The following is an 18,550-nucleotide window of genomic DNA, read 5'->3' as shown; positions in this document are numbered from 1 at the left end:
GGGAAGTGCTGCGACGTTCTCCTGTTGTCGATGGCAATTGCGGTACTTGCTGCCATATATTTTCCCATTGATTACAGAAATCATCTACGTCGCAGAAAATTTGGGTGATGTCGAGCCGAGATACAATAGTAGACATAGCCGAGACGCTTATTTTTGTTAGATATTTTTAGTCTCGGTCTTTTTTGTCAGTTTTTTACACCCTCTCCATTAATTATAGCGATCGCTTGCTGCTTATCCAGTTGTACTTCAGCCATAGCAGGCTTTTTGCCTTTTTTTCACCGTCGAACTCACGTTAACTACAGTAGAAAGATATAAGATTACGGAGTTTAAGAGTATTTAAATTAGTTTTGACAAAACTTTGGTTTGTGAATAAACGAATAATAAGAGTTTTTCGTTTAGTTTCTTTCTCAAGGATTAAAGCAATACCTAAATACTTGCTTTAGAAAAAGATATTACCTGTCAAATTTAGATTCACGCAGCCCACAAATAATTACGCCGAAAATATTATCGACAAGTAAGTATTATTGATAATATTTTTAGCTTTATTCACACTCAGGTGGGATTCTTGAGCAGATGTGCTTACTTATATAAGGTTACGGTAGATATAAACTATAAAATACTTGATGTAATTGATACTTAAGTACAGAATTTTCAGTCAAACAAAGAATTGTAGATAATCTTTACTGAGTTGGTCAGAACAAATTATATACTTGTTCAAAATGTTGCATGGTGTTCTTATGAGCTTTTTAACGTGTTAATACTGATACAATAACATTGTTAATCTAAATATATAAACAGTCGCTTAGGAAAGTTACCGATTAGGAACATCTCTAGATACAACGGCTACTTGTGTAGCTACTAATGCCAATGCTGCGGGGATAAGTGGTATCCACCCCGCTTGGGTAAAAATCCCAAAACATATACTAAACAATGACACTAGCATTATTATCCCAGCTGTCCCAAGACGCATAGGATGCCGAATATACCACGCTAAAATTCCTCCTAATAACGACCATCCCCATACCCAGAGTGCTTCAACCCAAGTCGGCCACCACCAGAGCAGAGGTCGATGATCCAGAACGGCACTGAGGATCTGGCTGCTCAGATGAGCTTGGACAAAGACCCCTGGTATCAGTTTTTGATTCGGCCCTGCTTTGGCACTATAAGGAGTTTTCCAATAATCAGTAGTTGTTGGAGCAGTAACACCAATCAAAATAATCCGCCCCTTCAACAACTCGCCTAATTGGGCATTAATTTTATTGTTAAGAACATCTCTAAGAGATACTTGTTGAGCAATGTTTTGAAAAGAAGAAAGCGAACGGTAATTTGTTAGCACTTGATAGCCCAATGCATCGATTCGTTGGTAGCCGCTAGTATGAGATTTTAATTGCTTAAATACAACGTCGCCTATTTGCAAGTTACCTTGGGGGTTGATGTATGACTTGATACCTTTAGTCTCCAAATAATGAAGCGCCAGTTGGAGACTAAAAGCATATTCTGCGGCACAGGGAGATGTTAAAGGAGGTGTTAAATGTAAAAGCTGACGGCGGGCTATGTCATTATCATCGGCAACAAAATCACTAAAGCTTCGGCGTGATTCTGGAACTTCCGGCGGTGGAAGAGTGCCTTCTGGCGCACCATCAAGAGGTGCAGAAACCTTGCATACGGCAAAAAGGCGTTTATCATTTTGTAGCCTAATTGCTAAATCTGCACTATTGGAATCTACAGGGAAATCACGATAGATGTCTAAGCCGATAGTTCTTGGCTGATACCGATCTAGTTTGTTTAATAATTGTGCAAGTGCTTGGTCTGATAGCGACCATCGCATATTCATTTTCATGCGGTTCTGATACTGAATATCTGCTTCATCAATAGTGATGATTACAAAACGCGAATCTGGTTTTTCCTCTGGGCGTAGTCCCATCATCTGGTCGAAAGCTTTTAGTTCTGATGGTTGCAATAACCCAAGCGATCGCACTCCCATTACCAAACCAGTAATAACCAAACTTGATAACAGTACTACTTGAACACTACGCCACCGCAACTGTGCTTGAGTTCCATATTTATTAATCTGAGGCTTGCTATTTTCTGTTTGGGAATTTATCAGAAAATCTTTCCAAGCTGGTGGTACTGCCGCTGGATTTTGACAAATTACAGGTAAGCAAACCGCACAAGGATATTTATCTTCAATGCCATGTAATTTTTCCCTTGCTTCCCGTACTGCTAAGTACATAGACTCGCCACTGGAAAATTTTTTGAGGAAATTCTTTAAAAATTCTTGTGCCACCAAGTCTTGGACTGGCTCTCGCATCACGATGATTTGGGGAATGTGCAAGTCTTCTAGTTGATGTGCTAGTCCTAAGCCATCACAAGAATTAAAAATAGCTAACTGCAACCCCTTGCTTACAGCCTTCAATAGACCATATTTAAGCTGCTCAATTGTTAAGCAATCTGTTTGATTAATATAAATATTACCGCTTTTACCATCCTCAAGGCTCTCACTATGACCTGCAAAAAATAAGATGTCCCAGTCTTGTTCCCAAAGTTGTTCATTTAACTGGCTGCGCTGTGGTTTTATCAGAAAAGTTGTTTGTGCATCTGGTAACATCTGCAATAGCTCTCGGTCTTTGTCAATCAAGATTCCTTCACTATTACCCAGAATTGCTAAGATTTTTACTTTTTCTCCAATAGTACTTATCTTTAGTTTTGGCAGATATTCATACTCTGGGGCGCTTAAAGCAACTTCTGCTCTTGAGTAATCCTCAAAAAAATCCCATAAATGCCACGGAAGACGACGTAGCCAAGTGTCACTGGTTTTGATTAGTACGCGGACTGTATCATCTAACGTTAGCTGTTTGAGTAATTTCTCCTTCACTGGGCGAAAGGAGTTACACTTAAGCCAACTATTCATTTGCTCACTTAACTTATTGTTTAACTTGCGGCAGTTGTTAAGATGCTCATTAAGAGAAGTTCCGACATGAATGTTCACCGGTGTAATGCGAAAATTTGTTAAACTGCGGTAGGTAGTTTGCCAAAGCTGATAATCTGCAATTATCTCTAGTTTTGGGATCAAATAGCCTTGAACTTCTATACTGGGGCGATCACCTTCTGTTCCAATCTCCAGTGTGACTTTTACTCCCTGACTTAAATCACCATCTAGCTTCAAAACAACCAACTTCTGCATGGCTAGCAATAGACAACCGTATGTGCTTAAATAACAAACTTTTCAGTGACGTTAATATCTCCCAATTCCAAGTTAACGCTAAAACGCTCTCCTATTTCAACATTAAACTCTAGTGTTACATGAGTACTGCCACGAATAGTGCGCGTTTCCATTATAGTAGTGCCTTTCTCATCTAGCACTTTGACAATCAGATTGTTGGGTAAGTAGGTTTGCTCACCGGATGGATACACCTGTAATTTCAGTTGAATTTCTAGTGAATTTTTTGGTGTAAGTGTAACAACTAGTGTCAGTGATTGTCCCGGTAGCTGTATCCCCATGTCAATCAGCTTACCCCGCGTTACTCCGTTTCGATAACGAAAAGCTAATTGTGGTGTTTTTGGTGCTAAAATTTCTGATATCGGCTGCCAACCTGCATCAATTATATTTTGCAACCAATAGCTCAACTTAACTTCTGTCGCCTTACTTTCAAGTGAATCAAGATATGCAAGTAAGTCCTCAATAGTCTCTAAGGAGTTAAATAAAAGTTCCCCAGCTTTTAGTGTTTTAGCAAACCCGATTAGAGTTGCAATTTGATGCTCTATATCTAGCTCAACTACAACTACGCCGATTCTGTCATCCGGGACTTCTAGTGGAATGTAGCAGAAATTACCAGAAGCTAAGGGGCGACATTCTAAGTGACCCAATCCGCTCAACTTCAAGTCTGCCACATCTGCATAATAGTGCATGGCATAATTCCAACTGTCACTAGCTTTTGGATCTGTGGAAATATTCATCATTTCCATGTAATCATTTACCGCACATACAGCTAAAGTATTGAGATATACCTGCTTTTTCTTTTCTGGTGTCACCTGTTGATCAGCAAAAAGGCGTGCTGTCTGTAGCGCTGCTTGGGTAATAGCAACGGGAATAGATTTTTCTTCTAAGTTTTTGGTGCTATGAATCATGAGTTTCCTTCCACTTTCTAGATAACCTTCTACAATAGATATCTCTGCTTTAATGCCCAATTTCGTGATACCCTTGCCTGAGAGCAAAATTTCGTAAGCGGGGTAAGCATTCACGTTTATAGAAATTGGGCGCAGTTGATGGGGGTAAGTTGAATTCCTTAGCGATGTTTTTCCAAGGAGTTTCTGGAGGCAAGCGTCGCAGGATTAATACTTGGCACGTTACGTCAGGTCGTCCTTTAACATGGGTGCTGGTTAAATCATTGTCTGGATCTGTCATAACCCATTGGTAAGTCTCTGATAAAATTGGTGGAATATCAGCTGCTGCTGGCAAGCTTTCTATTGTGTTAGTTATATTTTCAATTGACAAGCTAGATAGGGGAACAGTCTTAGCTTGAATTTCGGCTTCTTGAGAGCGAAAATCTTGCAGTCGCCACTTGAGACAATTGTCCAGCCAGGTGATTACACTACAACTGTTTAGGTTATACTGCTCTGGGTTTCGGCAGAAATATAACCAAGTTTGTTGCAGAGCATCATTATAGTAAGGTGTATTCTCTTTCCATAGTTTGCCCGATTTCATCACAACTCTAACTATCTCACTAAGTTTTTGCCGCCGCATCAAACTTCTTGCTGGATGGGAACAGGCTTCGGCAACCAGACGCTGGAGTTGCTGGTTTAGATTAGTGATGGCGTGTATGTTTGTCATAGAGGATCTCCTGGTAAATACTTGCACAAGTAGTTTTGAGATCCCTGTGACTGTTTGAAGTCCCAATCAATAGAATCCATAATTTGATGTTTGATGCCTGGATAACTAGGGTGTACTATCTAGTTATCAAGCTCAAATTTAACTTTTTCGCAGAAATTTCTCAAAAAGCCTTATTAAATATATTTTTGGTGAACTTAACAGTTAGTAGATATGACCATAAGTATGGTCACGTGAGTTATGTTTGCATTTTATAGTTGATGTCAGGTGAAATTTGAACTTTTGTAATAATCCGAAATTACCGCGAAAATTTTTAGTTTTGTCCTGATGTCAGTATAGAGACAAAAAGTAAGTGGAAGGAGAAAATTCAAGTGTCTAATGCTAGACAACATAACTTGCCCTAAGTTTGTATTGAATTTAATCGCAACCTGCTCTAAAAACTACAACATGGAGAAACAGTATGCAATTTAAACAATTTGAACCAATAAATGCCGAAAAGCACGAGCATGAAATCGTTTCCGTGGACGCGCATGAGATCGAAAACCTCGACATCCAAGCCCTAGATGTTCAAGAACTAGAACGTCGCTTAGAGCTAGCCACTGCTGCGGCATCTCCAGCGGGATGGGAAATATTTGGACCGAACGAACCCATATAAGTTAATTTTCTCAAAATTAGTATAGAGGGAACGGTGCAGCTCATTGTTGCACCGTCCTAACTATTAGACCACATGCGTTACTCCTGATAGAAATTAATCCGTTTCAACTGTATCTTTGTAAGAAAACTACTCAGTAAAGTTTTGAGGTGAATTTTTGTCTCTCCAATCCTTTGAAGCATTGTCTTCACCACCCTTTTCACTGCATATACAGCAAGAGATTGAAGAAACTAGGAAGGCTGTAGGTCGCTTGCTAGAGCGTTGGTCAGATGAAGTTGCTCTGACTTCCAGTTCGCAGGTAACAATCTATGAGTACTACCCCTATCTTTTTCTAAAAGCATTTCCGTCATTAACATTAGCAGATATTAGACCTCTTAATCTTGCCAGCCGTCTCTTTGCCAGTTCAATCTTTCGTTACGACAAAATAATGGATTGTACGGCTACCGTTGATTTATCGACGAGTATATTATTTACTCAAGCGCGGCAGTTAGAGGCTTATTATCTGTTGCACCAAATCTTCCCACCGAAGACAGCCTTTTGGGAACGCTTCCATGACTACGTAGTGGAGTATGCCAAAGCCTGTGTTTATGAGCATCGCTTCGCTTCAGGAGACCAGCCTTGGCAGGAATATTCCGAGGCAGTGGCACTCCAAATCGCTGTCGGCAAAAATGGCATTTCTAAAGCCACCATTGCTGGATTAGCTGAACTGGCGCAGGATGACAGTTTACTCAAACCGTTAATAGAGGCGATCAACCACTTCAACATCGCATGCCAAATGTCAGATGACCTCCTTGATTGGAAGGAAGATTTATACAGTGGAATTCCCTCATTGCTCCTCTCACGCATTGTTCACGAGCGACCTGCACAAGGTAACAACGAAGAAATGACACGCTGGAAGGACATACTAGCACGTGAAATTTACTATGATGGGCATGCACGCTATATCGTAGAGTTAGCCCTTGAGTCACTTGAGCGCGCTGATGGGATAACAGCAAACCTGCTTGGCTTTGAATGGCACACTATTACAGCTAAGTTGCGCCATCGCTGCCAAGCGCTCTTGCAAGATATTGAGCGGATTGTGGACGCTAACCTTCACCGTGTGCGCTCACAACCAAAGTTTGTCCTGACTCTTCCCTCGGCACAGAGTCAGTGGCAGGAGATAATTTGGGATGGATTGCGTTTCATTGTTCAGCAGTGGCGGTTGGGCTTTGGTGAGGCACGACACATTATGCACTTGACTCAAGAGGAGGAGTTCAGCACAGCCCAGGAGTATCACTACGGTGACGTGTTTCAGCGAGCGCTAATTGCTGATGCCCTATGTGATGCCAACGAACTGCTTCATGACCAGTTTCAGCAGGTCATAGATTACGAGGCTAGCTACTTGGTTAGCTGTCGGCTTACTTCTGGGATTGGGGGATGGAGCTACTTTTCTAGTGTACCGGAGCTAGCGCCAGACGCTGACGATCTAGGTCAGGTTATGCAGGTTCTACTGCGTGCTGGGCGAAAAGCAGAGGTAGCTGAATATTGCGAAACACCTCTTGCGGTATTGTTGCAAGATAACGTTCGCGCTGATGGCTCTTTCGAGACCTGGATTGTGCCTGCTACGGGGCGCACTCCTCAGCAGGAGCGTCAGGTACAATTTAATCAGTCTAAATGGGGTACTGGCCCAGACAACGAAGTAATGGCCAATCTGCTGTATGCGTTAATGCTCTACGACCAGGAGCGCTTCACACAGACAATTTGGCACGGAATGACGTACCTAGAATCCCAACAGCAAGCTGACGGGAGTTGGGTAAGCAGGTGGTACTACGGTTCGTACTACGGAACCTATGTCTGCCTGCGGCTGTTTACTGTTGCTCAACCTAATTCGCCTACTATTGAGAGGGCCCTCAGCTTCCTGCGAAGCCATCAAAGAGATGATGGGGGCTGGGGTTTGAAAGATGAGAGCGATCCCCTGAGTACAGCGTTGGCTCTGCTAGGACTGGCAACTGCTCAGGAGTGCAACAGCCATACAGGCGATCTTAATCGAGTCGAGCGGGCACTGGTCTATCTCCAGCACAGCCAGGAAGATGATAATAGTTGGCCAAGCATTCAATTTATTCGTCCCAGAATGAACGAACCCTATGGCAGCCGAACAATTACGAGTACCTATGTCGTAAAGGCTGCGATCACTTGGAATCGATTGCTCGAGAACGTATCTGTGAACAAGTCAGATATAGTCAGTGGGGCAAAACAGTAGACTCCTACATCATTACGGTGAGTTAGTCACATTTAATAGCGTGATTGCAAGCCTTCACCAAAGTGTAATTTTCCCGAGAGGAAGCACGTTGAATGGTTAAACGGCAACGCCAGCAGGCGCATTCAGTTACTGATTCACAGCAGGAGCAGATCGATCCAAAAACCTTTGCAGAGCGAGGACTCAAGGAGCGATTAGTTGTTGACACCTCTGAAGGTCAACCAGTATATTTGCTGGTTGGTAAGAGTGGTAGCTACATTAGACTTTCGCCTATCGCGTATCAACTGCTTGTACAGCGTAGCTCAGGTGTGTCATTTGGAACACTAGCTAATATCCTTAGTCAGCAAATGGGGCGGAGTATATCGTTAGCTACTGTCGAGGTGGCTTATCAAAATGTTGTTGAGCGGATTGCAAAGATCGAATATAGTGCTAACCATAGTCCGTCAGGCTTTTTGCTACGCTGCTGTTTTCTTCCAAAGGCAACTGTTAATATAATCGCTTCTTATCTATCAGTAGTATTTCATCCGGTGATAGCTTGTTGCCTTTTGACCGGAGTTATTTTGGCTACAGCAATAGCCCCGCAACATGATCTTTCACTAAATGTTACCCCGACGGTCTTCTGGCGTGGTTACGTGCTGTTTCTGATTTCGTTACTCATACACGAACTCGGACACGCCAGCGCTTGTGTACGTTATGGTGCCAAAGCGGGAGAGATTGGTGGCACTATTTACCTAATCTTCCCTGCCTTTTATAGTGATGTCAGTGCTGCCTGGGAACTTTTACGGTGGCAGCGCGTAATTGTTGACTTGGGTGGTATCTTTTTTCAACTAATTGTAGCTGCCCTTTACGTAATCGTCTATAAGCTCTCAGGCTGGGAGCCACTTAAGGTTGCTCTTATATTGATTGCAAGTAGCTGCCTGTTTATGCTCAATCCAGTATTCAAATCCGATGGCTATTGGGTTGTAGCAGATGCAATGGGCGTAACCAACTTAGGTCAACAGCCGTTACGCATTGTTCACCATTTCCTTGCCCGGCTGCGTCACCAACCAGTGCAGTCATTGCCCTGGTCAATGTTAGTTACAGTCACGCTTATACTATATACACTTCTTAGCTTCAGTATTTGGGGATATTTTCTTTGGGCTGTACTGCCGATGCTATGGAGGCAAGTCCTCGGCTACCCATCCCTAGCTATTGCATTAATCAATGATTTCCTTAATTCTCCTCAAAGGTTGAACATTAAACATCTACAGTCCTTTCTCGGTTCTAGTTTTAATGTACTCGTTGCATTGCTTATAGTTTTGAATTTGACTAAAGTACTTGTACTCAAGTGTTGTGATAAAGATTTTTGGGGAATGCAAAGAGTTCTTGTGTCGCTTAAGCAACATATCCAAAAACTTTGGCAATGAAGTAATAGCCATGCAAATCCGATTTAAAAAATATTTTCAGTATACTGACCTTACATCGTGGTATCAATATCAGATACGGCGATCGCCACAATGGGAACAATTCAATCGGTGTTTCATTTACCAGGGCGACAAGCAGAGGGATTTTTAGAATCGCTGTTCATGCTCATGGGAATTGAGCTAGTAGTGCCAGATCACTCTACCCTATCTCGTCGTCTAAGCAAGTTGTCGGTAGAGATGCCAGTCATTCCAAAGAATAATGCTGTTCATGTCGTGGTGGATTCAACCGGGGTGAAAGTCTATGGCGAAGGTGAATGGAAAGTCCGCACACATGGGGTTAGTAAAAGACGGACATGGCGCAAGCTGCATCTAGGAGTTGACTCAGAAAGTGGTGAAATTTTGGGTGCAGTAGTGACTACTAATGATGTCGCTGATTGTGAAGTGTTACCAGACATATTGGAGCAGATTGAACAGCCCATAGAGCAAGTGTGCGGTGATGGTGGTTATGACACAAAAGGTTGTTACGACACCATTTCACAACGGGGGGCGAGAGCGATAATTCCACCGCGCAGCAACGCCAAAATTCAACAGCACCCAAACACTCAAGTACAGCCATATCCCAGAAATGAGAATCTGCGTCAAATACATCAAGTTGGACGCAAACAATGGAAACTTGATAGCGGATATCATCGCCGTTCTTTGTCTGAGACTGCTATGTTTCGGCTCAAGCTCATTTTTGGTGGCAAGTTAAGACGGCGCTTTTTTGACAATCAAGCTGTCGAGTTATTTTTACAATGTGCCGCCCTTAATCGCATGATCCAGTTAGGCAAGCCCGACACTTACAAAATTGAAGGTTAATTTCAACTTCAATCACGGATTAGTGTGTCTTTTTTTTCTTTCATGCAACAAAGCCGTTTTCCAGCAGAAAACGCAGGCACTTTGGTCGCTGGGATAGTCATTGGCTCATTGGTTTTCGGATTACGCCCTTCACGCTCGGAGCGATCGCGTCGCTCGAACGTGCCAAAGCCAATCAGCGTTACCTTATCCCCATTGGCTACAGCCTCAGTAACGACTGACAAAAAAGCACTGATGATTTCATCGGTTTGCTTTTTTGTGATGTTGGTCTTTGCTGCTACAGCATCTACTAATTCGCCTTTGTTCATAAATCACCCTGAAGCATTGCAAGTAAAGGAAATTTACTTTACCATTCATTACTTCCTCTTGTCACGAAAGGGGGAAAACGACTAACAATCAAGTAGCATACGAAAATTAACTATGTACGGCTATTATTGTGGCGACTTTGAATTAATGGGTACATTAGGAGAGTACAAATGTATTGTAGATGAGAGTAAGTTGAGCTATGCACCTTTTGTGGTTTCGTCGAGATTTGCGTTTAACTGACAACGAAATTGTCACACTAGCAACTGATAATGGTGCAGCAGTAAAACCATTCTTCATTATTGACCCTTGGTTTTATACCTGGACTGATGTCGGAAAGAAGAGAGTTAGGTTCTTATTTGAGTCTTTGGAAAAGCTTAACTCTAATCTCCAAAAGTTAGGCAGTCAATTATACCTATTTGAAGGTAATTCTCTAGACATAGTACAAGGCTTAACAAAGCAATTAATTGAGTAGGGATATAGCCCCAAGCTTTTCTTTAACCGTGATGTGCAGGTAGAGTATGGTATCAGGCGGGATAAAACTATAGTTGATTTCTACAAGCAGTTAAACCTTGATTACCACATTGGACTAAACAACTTTCTGCAATCAGCAAAGCAACGTGAGGAGTGGTTTAACGAATACTACACCTATCAAAGACAATCCCAGTATAAAACACCAGCAACTATTAATACACCTCAAATTACACTCAATCTACCACAGCTAACATTTGAAGAACTTAAACAGAAATACCGTTGCTTCTGGGAAATCGAGAAAGTTTACTTTCCAGGGGGTGAAATACAAGCACAAGCTCAACTAGACTCATTTCTCAAAAAAAGATACTCTGGCTACCATTGAAAACTTTCTCGCCCAATGCTCTCACAGCTTGGTGCTACATCTCATTTATCACCACACCTGACTTTTGGGACTATTTCAACTCGCACTATTTACCAAAGCACTAAAGTTAGGGCAGAAGAATTAAAAACTCAACCCAAAGCAGAATTCTCCCTCAAAGCATTTCGAGACCGTTTGCGCTGGCATGATAGTTTTACACAGCGACTCTATTTTCATCCAGAAATTGCTTACACTAATCGCTACAGGGAGTTTGATCAACTATATACACCAGAAACATTGTCAGGAGCAAAACAAGAATTATTTCAGGCATGGCAACAAGGAATGACAGGCTTCCCATTGGTTGATGCCAGTATGCGACAACTTCAAACAATGGGTTGGATGAATTTTCGCATGAGGGCAATGTGCGCGACATTTTTAACTATCAACTGTGGAATTTCATGGCATCACGGAGCTAAACACTACATGAACTATTTAATCGATGGAGATTTAGCAATAAATAATTGGCAATGGCAAATGCAAGCTGGTGCAACTAATCCACTTAGTGATACTTTTCGTATCTATAATCCCTCGAAAAATATTGCCGAAAAAGACCCACTAGGAGACTTTATTTATCACTGGATACCGGAACTGCGCGGCTACAGTTTACTAGAAATTGAACAAGAGAAATATATTGAAACTAGTAACTATCCTAAAATGATTCTAGATTGGTCAAAAACGCGTAAAGTTAATGGCAAGATTGTTTCTGACTTACGAAAGCAAACCAAACAGCGATTATTAAGCCAAGGTGGAGATGAATACGATAGTGCAATCGCTGCTAAAGAAACAGTTGAGAAATACTGGCAGCATAAAGACAGAGAGTACAGAGAATATCAACAAAAGCTTTCCCTGACACAAGAGTGAAGCATTATCTAGATTACGGATGGTGCGCGAGATTTTTACCCAACGGACAACAGAAAGTCTTTTACGGTGATGATTGTTGGAAATAAAATTATCAGTCAGGTAATTCAATCTCAAATGATAGCGATCGTACTCTCGCCCAATAGCTGCTGAAGATTACACTCAGAAATTATCGAGGGAAGCTCATGAACAACCAACCGAATCACGAAAACCTTAGCCCACAAGAAACGCCATGTCCTATCTGCGGCTCACAAAATTTTGTGAAGGGGTCGTACCGTTGGAGAATCAGTAAGTCAGTGGGTGTATTTCCGTGCTGATGGAGCTGGGTGGGGAGAAGGCGAAAAGCTAMGGGCGCGTAAATGTAGAGATTGTAATAATGTTCAACTGTTTACATAACTTGAAAAAAAATCGCTAAGAAATGTTCAGTGCGAAAAAGAATTGTGATTTCTTATATTGCAACAATAGAGGGAGCAACATCAAGCCATCGTGGAGAACCAGCATAATCTGAACTGCGATCGCTGGAGGTATCATCACCGCTATCTTGACTTTCCAAAGGACTAACCAGCCTTCCATCACACTTACCGAAGAATGGATAGCTACCCAAGTGGCAGCACAGTATATAAGCTATATAGTCTTTACCGTCCTGTTTCACCTATCTGATCTACATCGTCTGCTACTCCATTGCAAAAGCGTACTTCTAAACCGTGTTCTGGCTCCCAATCACATTCAGCTATTAACTTAAAGGTAGCAATATCCAGGTCATACTCAACGTGTGGCGGTACATAGATATATGAGAAAGTAACCTGATCCCAAACCTGAATGGGATTAGCCAACAGCGGCATTGACTCATCTCCAATCATGTCACGATATACATCATAATTTTGCAGCACCAAAGGAGTAGTGATGCGTAACACATCGAGTGGCAAGGCTAGAGCTTGCCGAATAGCTTCACGCTGAAGCGATGAAAGTTCCCCAATCAGCCCTGTTCAAAATCCACACAAATCCGTATACGGCGATCACCCAAAACAGCACATTGTGCTAAAGTCCATTGGTTATCTTCCAATATAATCTGTCCAAACTCAGCATCGTAATAACTTCTTGGGGATTCCATCATCTTCAAATACTACCTTTATTCTGGGCTTCCCTAGCAACTCCAAAAACTGGTGAAAATTTTTCTTTGAAATTAGTCGTACTTTTTGAGCAAGAATATCGATAGTGAAAGTTAAGTTCTGCATCTGTAACCAGCTTCTCGTTTTAGAAGTTCGCGTGCGCCGAAAATAGGGCTAATGCAGTTATTTAATTTGCCAAATATGTATAATGCTATCCTCATTGCTACTAGCAAGGATTTTACCATCCAGGCTCAGAGCAAGCCCTAAAACCGAACTGGAACCATCCCTCCATGTGTGCAATATTTTTAAAGTCTCTAAACTCCACAGTTTAATAGTGCCATCATAATTGCCGCAAATCAGAATTTTTCCATTCGAGCTGATGGCAAGCGATTCAACTGAACTAAAATTATCAGTAAACTCATGCAGCAGTTTTCCAGTTTGAAGATTCCATAACTTTAGGGTACTAATCGCACGATTTCGAGAAACTAGCTGACCAAAACTACCAGTAACAAGCTTTTTGCTATCTGGAGTAATGGCAATAGCATCAACTCCGGTTTTGTGTCCTTTGAGAATATGGCGTGTTTTTTTTGTTTGCAAATCAATCAGCCTAATTGTATTATCATCGCCACCCCCAGCACTTACAAGGGTTTGCATATCAGGGCTAAATGCAACTTTACTCACAAATCCTGAGTGTGTAGTAATGATATCAAGCAGCTTAAGCGTGTGTAAATCCCAAAGCTTGATTGTGCCATCGTCACTCCCACTAGCAATCAATCTACTATCTGAACTAATCGCAACGGTTTCTACTGGTTGGGTATGCCCACTTTCGCTCTTAAGCATAAGAAAAGTGCGTAAATCCCAAACCTTCATTGTTGGGGTAGTTATTCCACCACTTACAATCCTCTTGCCATCTGGACTAATCGCAATTGAAGTAACACCATCGGAATCAGCGTTTAAACTACGTAGCAATTTTCCATTACGTAGATTCCAGAATTTAATTGTATCATCTCTACCTCCACTAACGAGGGTTTGTCCATCTGGGCTAATCACCACTGCTCGAACACCGAAAGTCACTTTTTTATGCCCAGTCAGTGTGTGAACAAGTTGAATTTGTGGTTGGGACTGAGTAATTGTACTCTTGCCTATGGGAGGATTTGAACTAGAAAAGTGTACATCAATGACAGTGATGTTTACTGCAATCGCTAAGACTATAATGACTGGTTTGGATTTGAGAAAATGCAATAATTTCATAGTGCCCAGGAACGCAATTATATAACATGGTTCCCATTTGATAGGGCGCAATTGCACCTAATTTGATAGACCACAGTTAAACACTAGGTATAAGTTAATAATCTAAATACAGTTTACTAGTGATTAGAAAAATCATCATTTATCATCGTTTCAATCTCAATACCCCAAACTGAGCTTCATCAGCCCAGCACTTCACTCCATTGATATAGCAAATATTACTTGGATACTCATCTTTGGTTTCACTTACAATTGCCTCAACGCTATCAAGCTAAAGGCTGGACTGGTAAATTTTCATTAATCTCAATTAAAGTAACTTTGGCATTTTCAACTACTGTATTTCCCATTAAAGTGTCTTGCATAGCTTCAAATTTAGACTCTGCTCTCCCAAGGCGTTCATAATGTAAAATCACATGATAATGCTTTTGTATTGCTTCTCCCGACTCAGAACGCTCTACTGCAAGCCAATCCTTATTTTGATCCTCTTCGGCAATCTGACGATATTTACTGGCTAACTGCTCCAATGCAATGGCTATAGCGTGTTCTCTGGTTTGCCCAGAGCAACGAATTTCATCTGTGGGCTGGTCAACAGAAGACGATAATTGACAAACATACTGGTCATTGTCATCAGTTTCAACATTAATCGTAATTGTTTCGGTGATTGAACTCATACTTAGTTTTTTAAAAAAATAATTAGTCTTAAACTTCAAGACTGATACAATATTTGTTTTAAACACCTAACACCATAACTACCATATCCTGGCAATATTTTGGATGCTTAACTATTACTATACGCTCAAATCCAAATCTTTTATAATACTTCTCTAGGCTAGGATTATCAATAACACAATCTAAATATATTTTAGAAATATGATTATCAATAGCAGCTTGAATTATTTTTTTTATAACCTTCTTCCCTAGACAAGTTAATTCTTGTAATTTTGTACATAACTTTTAACAATCCAAATATTTGTTTCTGTCTTTAGATATTCAGGATAATAGTCGGGTAGTTTTTCAGAAATAGCAAAAGTGCATAGTAAAACACCATTTTCACTTTTAATAATAAAAGTCTCTTTTTGAATGATATTATAATATATTTTCTCTAGATCATAGCCTTGATTCCATTGTTTAATTCCCTTAGTTCTATAGTAATCAGCAGCAGATTCAAAAAGCTTACATATTTCAAAGAAACCAGAAACTGTTCCTTGAACTGCAAACTCCCCAAAGAGATAAGTAAAACTATAGCTTGTTCTCGGAATTTCACAAGAACTGAATATCTTCATTGTATTAAAAATATAGTCTTGCTTTCATTTTTCCCGCAGTAACAGCTTTTCTACCAAAAGGATATGCAAAACCAATCTTAAAACCAAATTTTCTACTAGATCATACATAACTCCAATTACCTATACTCGATGAATAACACCGATGCCTACGGCGGCAAGCTACGCATCGCTCTAAGCTTAGAAAAACCAATATTGAACTCTGTTTACATAACTTGAAAAAACAATCACTAATAAATGTTCAGTGCAGTTAAGATGGTAATTTCTTATACTGCAACAACAGATGTAGCAACATGAAGCCATTGTGGAGAACTACCATAATCTTAACTGCGATCGCTGGAGCTACCATCAGCGCTATCTCGATTTTCCAAAGAACTAAGCAGCCATCCATCGCGCTTACCGAAGAATGGATCGCTACCCAAGTAGCAGATGGGGACAGCATCACAGTTCGTCAAACTGATGGCAGCCAAATGTCAGTCGAGCTTTGTGGCATCGATGCCCCGGAACTGAAACAGGGTAAAACCCCAGGACAACCACTGGCCAAAGAAGCAAAACAGAAACTACTCAAGCTAATCGCGACTGCCCATAACCAACTGATGATCGTTCCAGTGGCAATTTTCAAAAATATACAAGACGAAGAGACGTTTGTAATTCATATTAGGCATTATTTATTAATGAAGAGAGGCGTTACGCTTGATGTAAGGAAATAAACTTAGTTAAGATCCCGAAATGTCCTCACCACAAATCCAATCTTACGGTTGTAACAACTCTCAAGACCAGCCTTTATCCACTCTGCCGTCGTGGAAAATCAAACTGCTGTATGACGGTCAATGTCCCTTGTGTCTGCGTGAGGTTAACTTTTTGAAGAAGCGGGACGCGGGTCGAGGGCTGGTGGCGTTTGTAGATATTGCAGCTGATGACTACAACCCCCAAGCACATGGCGGTGTTAACTATGAAACTGCAATGGGGCGTATTCATGCTGTGTTGCCAGACGGAACGCTAGTTAAAGATGTTGAGGTTTTCCGTCGCATTTACGAAATTCTAGGGATGGGTTGGGTCTATGCTGCAACTTCCTTACCAGTTATCGGTACTATTGCCAACTTCCTATATGGGATTTGGGCTGATTGGCGACTTTTCTTAACAGGACGACCAGATTTAGCGACTATTGTACGAGAGCGTTCTTCTCAACTTGCTTGCAAGACCCAAAGCCGTTGTCGCTTAATAGATGGAAATGACTGAGCTTAGTTTCACAATAAACGATGTCTTACTAAAGCTGAAGTCACAGGTGAAGAGCTATAGCGCATCATTGAGGCGCTGCTGGAAAAATTGGTAGTGATGGTGCAGGAGTAGGGGAATGTTGGGGCGATCGCTCTACTCCTACAGGAGCATTAGCTACAAGCATAAGCTTACATTTCCAAAAATCCATTTTACCTTAAATTATTTGTTTGTGTTAGTCATTCATACAACTCGAGTACTAGAAAAAATCATCCTCTTTAGTCAGCCAAATTATCATTTGGACATCTCACTTTCATGATGCCAATCTGTTCGGCTCAAGCGATAAACAAAGCACTCATCGTCACCGAATCGTCGATATTGAATAAATTTGAAGCCAAGACGTTCATAGAAGCGGTGAGCGCGAGTATTATTAGCTAGTGGATCGATGATTACAGCCTGTAAGACTACAACATAGCCAGAAAAAATTAATTTATAATGATTGCTTGCTATAAAAATGTTTTCCTCAGTTACCTGTAAGATTGAAAGTTAATCTCGTCAGTTATGCTTTTTAGCCGATGAAGATACCTAATAAATGTGACAAAGTGGTAGAGATTCGAGCCGAAATAGCCAGGCCAAATCGTCAATTTATTGCATTAATTGGTCAGCGTTTATGAGTAACCCTATTTCACATGAAGAAGAGCTAGACTTTGATTTGTCTATTCAAGAGAACCTAAAACAGCTTTCCGCTCAATTGGGATCTCCTTTAGATGATACATCAGTCATGCAAATATACCAGAATGCATCCGATCTACTTAACCACCTTTCCCCATCACCCCTTACTTTTGCCCGTGTTGCAGGAACATTACTGGTTTACCAAGTCCAAAACACAGAATCCGAAGAGATAAAGTGGTTCAATTCTCAAATCAAACAATGCTTAAATGAAGAAGAAGTTGAGGAGTTGATTGAATCCATATATCGCACTGATGCTTTGTGATTACTCCCCGTCATTGCAGAGGTTAAACTACAGACAAACCTGGAAATAGTTCTGTTATCTTTGCTTTGGGTGTAACTTTTTTTGTGCAAGGTAAAGACTATAACCTGCCTCGGCGTGAGCGTGTTTTTCAATAGCAGTTTCAGTAAAAATTTCCCATCTGCCCGAATCCTGATAATCCAGATGCTTTACAAGGACTTACAGTTTCCAGAGGGAGTATATAAGCATATCACTGAATATCATGAGCAAAAAGCAGAAAGCTAATGGATGGATTAGGGATTACCTTTCCACCTTATTAATTGCTTATTTCAGTATGCAGAAATACAGTTCTACATACTCAAATCTGAGGAATGATAACAAACCAATCCTCCAAAATTACTCCACTTACAGCAATTTCGAGGTAAATGAGGTACACATAGTATTGGTGCATCAAGACTTAAAATGAAAGCATACTCAATCGATTTACGAGAAAAAATAGTAAATACTTACGAAAAGGGTGGTACTTCAATAAGAAAGGTTGCCGTGCAATTTGGTGTAGCAAAAAGCTATGTGCAAAAGCTAATCCAACTTCATAGAGTGCAAGGACATCTAGAACCCAAAAAGCAAGGTGGAGCCATGAAGGGTAGGCTAGATGATTTCGTGAGCGAATTAGCCGAAATGGTTCAAATTTACCCAGACGC

The 18,550-nt window shown here is 41.0% G+C and carries 19 protein-coding genes and 3 pseudogenes; 11 read left to right on the top strand and 11 right to left on the bottom strand.

The window, feature by feature from the left end; genetic code table 11:
* Window positions 1–811: 811 nt before the first annotated feature.
* From FCR06_RS30815 to FCR06_RS30805, 3 genes are read right to left on the bottom strand one after another with little or no spacing between them, the layout of a single operon-like run.
* On the bottom strand, window positions 812–3,184 hold the full coding sequence (locus tag FCR06_RS30815) for a CHASE2 domain-containing protein (RefSeq protein WP_138506590.1): 2,373 nt from the start codon (window positions 3,182–3,184) through the stop codon (window positions 812–814).
* A gap of 26 nt (window positions 3,185–3,210) precedes the next feature.
* Window positions 3,211–4,128: a DUF1822 family protein gene (locus FCR06_RS30810; RefSeq protein ID WP_138506588.1), complete on the bottom strand. Its 918-nt coding sequence runs from the start codon at window positions 4,126–4,128 to the stop codon at window positions 3,211–3,213.
* A gap of 49 nt (window positions 4,129–4,177) precedes the next feature.
* Entirely contained in the window at window positions 4,178–4,831 is a 654-nt protein-coding gene (locus FCR06_RS30805) for a sigma-70 family RNA polymerase sigma factor (protein WP_317616848.1), read from the bottom strand.
* A 517-nt stretch (window positions 4,832–5,348) separates the two neighbouring features.
* Here FCR06_RS30805 and FCR06_RS34485 point away from each other — a divergent pair.
* The 4 genes and pseudogenes from FCR06_RS34485 to FCR06_RS30790 all read left to right on the top strand — a co-directional run.
* Window positions 5,349–5,483: a hypothetical protein gene (locus FCR06_RS34485; protein ID WP_262984727.1), complete on the top strand. Its 135-nt coding sequence runs from the start codon at window positions 5,349–5,351 to the stop codon at window positions 5,481–5,483.
* Window positions 5,484–5,637: 154 nt separating this feature from the next.
* Window positions 5,638–7,719 (top strand): prenyltransferase/squalene oxidase repeat-containing protein, encoded by a 2,082-nt coding sequence (locus tag FCR06_RS30800; RefSeq protein WP_138506586.1) that lies wholly within the window; start codon window positions 5,638–5,640, stop codon window positions 7,717–7,719.
* Window positions 7,720–7,811: 92 nt separating this feature from the next.
* Window positions 7,812–9,122, top strand: a complete 1,311-nt coding sequence (locus FCR06_RS30795) for a M50 family metallopeptidase (RefSeq protein WP_138506584.1) — start codon at window positions 7,812–7,814, stop codon at window positions 9,120–9,122.
* Window positions 9,123–9,182: 60 nt separating this feature from the next.
* Window positions 9,183–9,977, top strand: a pseudogene (locus FCR06_RS30790) (IS5 family transposase); the annotation flags it as partial.
* A gap of 8 nt (window positions 9,978–9,985) precedes the next feature.
* Here FCR06_RS30790 and FCR06_RS30785 read toward each other — a convergent pair.
* Window positions 9,986–10,282, bottom strand: a complete 297-nt coding sequence (locus FCR06_RS30785) for an HU family DNA-binding protein (RefSeq protein WP_138506580.1) — start codon at window positions 10,280–10,282, stop codon at window positions 9,986–9,988.
* Between the two features lie 197 nt (window positions 10,283–10,479).
* On the opposite strand from FCR06_RS30785, the gene FCR06_RS34040 reads away from it, so the two are divergent.
* The 3 genes from FCR06_RS34040 to FCR06_RS34030 are packed head-to-tail and all read left to right on the top strand — an operon-like array spanning window position 10,480 to window position 12,030.
* Window positions 10,480–10,752, top strand: a complete 273-nt coding sequence (locus FCR06_RS34040; RefSeq protein ID WP_223280369.1) for a deoxyribodipyrimidine photo-lyase — start codon at window positions 10,480–10,482, stop codon at window positions 10,750–10,752.
* A gap of 33 nt (window positions 10,753–10,785) precedes the next feature.
* The gene (locus FCR06_RS34035) at window positions 10,786–11,133 is read left to right on the top strand and encodes a hypothetical protein (protein WP_223280368.1); all 348 of its coding nucleotides are present in this window, start codon (window positions 10,786–10,788) and stop codon (window positions 11,131–11,133) included.
* A gap of 15 nt (window positions 11,134–11,148) precedes the next feature.
* Window positions 11,149–12,030 carry an FAD-binding domain-containing protein gene (locus FCR06_RS34030; protein WP_223280367.1) on the top strand — a complete coding sequence of 294 codons (882 nt, stop codon included), beginning with the start codon at window positions 11,149–11,151 and terminating at the stop codon, window positions 12,028–12,030.
* Window positions 12,031–12,475: 445 nt separating this feature from the next.
* On the opposite strand, the gene FCR06_RS30775 is transcribed toward FCR06_RS34030, so the two are convergent.
* The 7 genes and pseudogenes from FCR06_RS30775 to FCR06_RS30750 all read right to left on the bottom strand — a co-directional run bounded on the left by FCR06_RS30775 (window position 12,476) and on the right by FCR06_RS30750 (window position 15,667).
* The gene (locus FCR06_RS30775; RefSeq protein ID WP_138506578.1) at window positions 12,476–12,679 is read right to left on the bottom strand and encodes a hypothetical protein; all 204 of its coding nucleotides are present in this window, start codon (window positions 12,677–12,679) and stop codon (window positions 12,476–12,478) included.
* Complete coding sequence (locus FCR06_RS30770; RefSeq protein WP_411268031.1) at window positions 12,663–13,004, bottom strand: DUF6985 domain-containing protein; 342 nt, start codon at window positions 13,002–13,004, stop codon at window positions 12,663–12,665. Before FCR06_RS30770 ends, FCR06_RS30775 begins: the two co-directional genes overlap by 17 nt.
* Window positions 13,004–13,141 carry a hypothetical protein gene (locus FCR06_RS33205; protein ID WP_189523644.1) on the bottom strand — a complete coding sequence of 46 codons (138 nt, stop codon included), beginning with the start codon at window positions 13,139–13,141 and terminating at the stop codon, window positions 13,004–13,006. Before FCR06_RS33205 ends, FCR06_RS30770 begins: the two co-directional genes overlap by 1 nt.
* Window positions 13,142–13,319: 178 nt before the next feature.
* Window positions 13,320–14,387: a WD40 repeat domain-containing protein gene (locus FCR06_RS30765; RefSeq protein ID WP_138506574.1), complete on the bottom strand. Its 1,068-nt coding sequence runs from the start codon at window positions 14,385–14,387 to the stop codon at window positions 13,320–13,322.
* 263 nt (window positions 14,388–14,650) lie between these two features.
* Complete coding sequence (locus tag FCR06_RS30760) at window positions 14,651–15,055, bottom strand: hypothetical protein (protein ID WP_138506572.1); 405 nt, start codon at window positions 15,053–15,055, stop codon at window positions 14,651–14,653.
* A gap of 58 nt (window positions 15,056–15,113) precedes the next feature.
* Window positions 15,114–15,293: pseudogene (locus tag FCR06_RS35020) on the bottom strand (hypothetical protein); the annotation flags it as partial.
* Window positions 15,294–15,310: 17 nt separating this feature from the next.
* On the bottom strand, window positions 15,311–15,667 hold the full coding sequence (locus tag FCR06_RS30750; protein ID WP_138506570.1) for a hypothetical protein: 357 nt from the start codon (window positions 15,665–15,667) through the stop codon (window positions 15,311–15,313).
* A gap of 290 nt (window positions 15,668–15,957) precedes the next feature.
* Here FCR06_RS30750 and FCR06_RS30745 point away from each other — a divergent pair, with 290 nt between their 5' ends.
* The 4 genes and pseudogenes from FCR06_RS30745 to FCR06_RS30725 form a co-directional block, all read left to right on the top strand.
* Window positions 15,958–16,374 (top strand): thermonuclease family protein, encoded by a 417-nt coding sequence (locus FCR06_RS30745; RefSeq protein ID WP_189523643.1) that lies wholly within the window; start codon window positions 15,958–15,960, stop codon window positions 16,372–16,374.
* A gap of 19 nt (window positions 16,375–16,393) precedes the next feature.
* Window positions 16,394–16,903, top strand: a complete 510-nt coding sequence (locus tag FCR06_RS30740) for a thiol-disulfide oxidoreductase DCC family protein (protein ID WP_138506568.1) — start codon at window positions 16,394–16,396, stop codon at window positions 16,901–16,903.
* A gap of 646 nt (window positions 16,904–17,549) precedes the next feature.
* Complete coding sequence (locus FCR06_RS30730; protein WP_138506567.1) at window positions 17,550–17,873, top strand: hypothetical protein; 324 nt, start codon at window positions 17,550–17,552, stop codon at window positions 17,871–17,873.
* A gap of 438 nt (window positions 17,874–18,311) precedes the next feature.
* Window positions 18,312–18,550 (top strand): annotated as a pseudogene (locus tag FCR06_RS30725) (IS630 family transposase); the annotation flags it as partial.

This window comes from Nostoc sp. PA-18-2419 (assembly GCF_005869855.1).
In the GTDB taxonomy this organism is placed as follows: Bacteria; Cyanobacteriota; Cyanobacteriia; order Cyanobacteriales; family Nostocaceae; genus Nostoc.
This window is presented reverse-complemented; position numbering and strand designations above follow the sequence as displayed.